The 2,192-nt window shown below is 74.4% G+C and carries 2 protein-coding genes; both read right to left on the bottom strand.

What is annotated here, in order from left to right:
* Positions 1–921: MIP/aquaporin family protein (locus DZF91_RS24645; protein WP_147341356.1), on the bottom strand; the 921-nt coding region annotated here is incomplete at its 3' end.
* A gap of 244 nt (positions 922–1,165) precedes the next feature.
* A partial coding sequence (locus DZF91_RS24640) for a thiamine pyrophosphate-dependent enzyme (protein WP_147341355.1) occupies positions 1,166–2,192 on the bottom strand: 1,027 nt, incomplete at its 5' end.

Genomic DNA, 2,192 nt, shown 5'->3' with positions numbered 1-2,192 from the left:
GGCGGGGCCGCCGGTGCCGCCTCCGGCGGCGCCGGTTCCGGTCGCGCCGGCGGGCGCGGTCTCGGCCACGCCGCCGGGCACGTCGTACTGCGGTTCGGGGTGCCCGGCCGCGGCCGGGACGGCGGCCTCGTCGGGTCCGGTGAGGTGGTTCCCGATCAATATCAGGTAGAGGCCCGCGCCGACGACCCCGCCGACCAGCGGGCCGACGATCGGGACCCAGAAGTACAGGTCGTGGTTCTGGTCGCGCCAAGCCCCGCCGTATCCGGTGATGTACTCGGCCAGGCGCGGGCCGAAGTCGCGGGCCGGGTTGATGGCGTACCCGGCGTCGGTGCCCCACGCCATGCCGATCGCGACGACCAGCAGGCCGATGACGACGGGCGCGAGGTTGGCCAGCGGCGGCTGGTTCTTCAGGTCGGTGAGCGCCAGGACGACGAACAGCAGGATCGCGGTACCGATGACCTGGTCGCGGAGCGCTCCCCACTGGCTCACCGGGAGCGTTCCATTGCCGGGCAGCGTGGAGAACACGCCCTGGGTCTTCCCGACGGTGTGGCCGGGGTCGGCCTTGGCCAGCACCTCGGTGTAGTTCCACCGGACGATCAGCGCCGCCACGAAGGCCCCCGCGGTCTGCGCCGCCGCGTACGGGAGGACCTTGCGCCAGGCGAAGCCCTTGAACACCGCCAGGGCGACGGTGACCGCGGGGTTGAGGTGCCCGCCGCTGATCGTCGCGGACACGTAGACGCCGAGCGTCACGCCCAGGCCCCAGGCCCAGGCGATGCTGTCGTGGTCGCCGATCCCACCCGCGACGACCTGGGCCACCACGCCCACGCCGAACAGGATCAGGATCAGGGTTCCGGCGAACTCGGCGGCCATCTCGCGGCCCAGCCCGGTCAGCCGGAAGGACGTTCTCAGTCGTTCCGCCATGCTCTCCTCCTCGGGGGCGGTGTGACGTGAGACACAACTGCCGCGAAGGTAAGTACTGCGGAGGAAAACGGTCAACCCCTGTCCCGCGCGCCGCATCAGGTATATGAGGGAGCCGCCACATCCCGCCACGCCGGTGCGGTACCCGGACGCCCGCCGACCCGCGGTGACGGCCGACAGACCGCGGACAGACCACGGAGACCGCCAAGAGACCGCCAAGAGACCGCAGAGAGACCGCGCTGCCGGACTAGTGGGAGCGGAACGCCTCGGCCAGCCACCAGGACGGCCGGTCGGCCGTGACCTTCGCCTGCACCACCAGCGGGCGGTCTAGCGGTCCGGACAGCCAGTCCCGCACCGGTTCCAGGTCCTCGACCCGCCGGACGGTCAGCGCGTCGCAGCCGTAGGCGCGGGCGACCCCGGCGATGTCGGCGGGCGGGAAGGTGACCGTGTCGAGCGGGTGCCCCTGCGGGCCGAAGTGGTGGACCTCCGCGCCGTACGCCTCGTCGTCGTAGACCACCACCAGCAGGCCGAGACCGAGCCGCGCCGCGGTGTCCAGCTCGGCCGCCGACATCAGCGCGCCGCCGTCGCCGAGCGCCGCGACGGTCACCCGGTCCGGACGGGCGACGGCCGCGCCGACGGCCGTCGCCAGGCCGAGGCCGACGGACTGGAACCCCTGCGTGAACACCAGGCCGTCCACGTCGGGGACGTCCAGGTACACCGTGGGGTAGCCCATGAAGTTGCCCGAGTCGACCGCGACGGTGCGCTCGGCGGGCAGCAGGTCGTCCAGGGCGATGGTGAGCGCGCGCGGGTCCACGCGGACGCCGTCGGAGCGGTCCTTGAACGGCAGGTCGCGCCAGCGGCCCTCGGCGGCGACGCGGCCCGCGACCTCGCGGGTGCGGTAGCCGCGGGCGCGGTGCCCGCGGCCGGCGAGCACGGCCTCCACGGCCACCGCGGTCTCGGCGGCGTCGCCGATGAGCGACAGGTCCACCGGGCGGTGCGCGCCGAGCGCCTCGGCCTCCACGTCCACCTGGACGAGCCGCGCGTCCGGCCCCACCAGGTCGCCGTGGCGCAGCGTCCAGTCGTTGAGGGCGCAGCCCCAGCCGACCAGCAGGTCGGCGCCCTGGACCAGCTCAGCGGCGACCGGCGTCGCGAACCCGCCGCAGACGTCCAGGTCGAAGGCGTCGCCGCGGAACAGGCCGCGCGCGACCGCCGAGGTGGTGAGCAGCGCGCCGCAGCGCGCGGCCAGCGCGCGCAGCGGGACGCCCGCGCCGGAC

This window comes from Actinomadura logoneensis (assembly GCF_003428695.1).
Classification (GTDB): Bacteria; Actinomycetota; Actinomycetes; order Streptosporangiales; family Streptosporangiaceae; genus Spirillospora; species Spirillospora logoneensis.
This window is presented reverse-complemented; position numbering and strand designations above follow the sequence as displayed.